Source organism: Wolbachia endosymbiont of Tuta absoluta (assembly GCF_059414725.1).
In genome coordinates this window covers 1-501 of the sequence record NZ_JBNRJY010000760.1, presented here as the reverse complement: position 1 = coordinate 501, position 501 = coordinate 1, and the positions used below count along the sequence as shown (strand labels likewise).

The following is a 501-nucleotide window of genomic DNA, read 5'->3' as shown; positions in this document are numbered from 1 at the left end:
ATACTCCAGACCCTCGAATGGTGATAATAAATAGCCTATGTCCGTTCTCGGTATGCTAGCAATCTCTGTGCCAAGTTTCATGAAGATCGATCCCACAGGCAAACCTAGAATAGTGGTTTTGTGGGGCTATTTATTAGTTTTAAGAATACTTAAGTGATAAATATTGTGTATTCTCCAATAAATAAAATAAAATTAATAAATTCATTCATCCAACTAAACGTGGACTGCGACTTTTATGTTGTTAGCCCTTCGTCACTCTAGAACTGTTGAAACATTAATCCGAGAATACTTTTATTCGCGTCTTCAATATACTCTCCTAACCCTACATACATCATACATCAGCCTATTGCAGTCCACTGCTGGACGTAGGCCTCCCCTAGGGTACCCCATACGGGCAAGATCGATCATCATGACTATACATACGTTTAACTGTCCCTTTAGGTAATTAGATATAATGAAATCTACTTTAGAAAAATAACCTGCAGCTTTTTCTCTGTAAAG

General features: G+C 37.5%; 1 pseudogene. It reads right to left on the bottom strand.

Annotated features, from left to right (window positions below):
• Positions 1 to 303 precede the first annotated feature (303 nt).
• Positions 304 to 501 (bottom strand): annotated as a pseudogene (locus tag ACJ5GX_RS07955) (hypothetical protein); the annotation flags it as partial.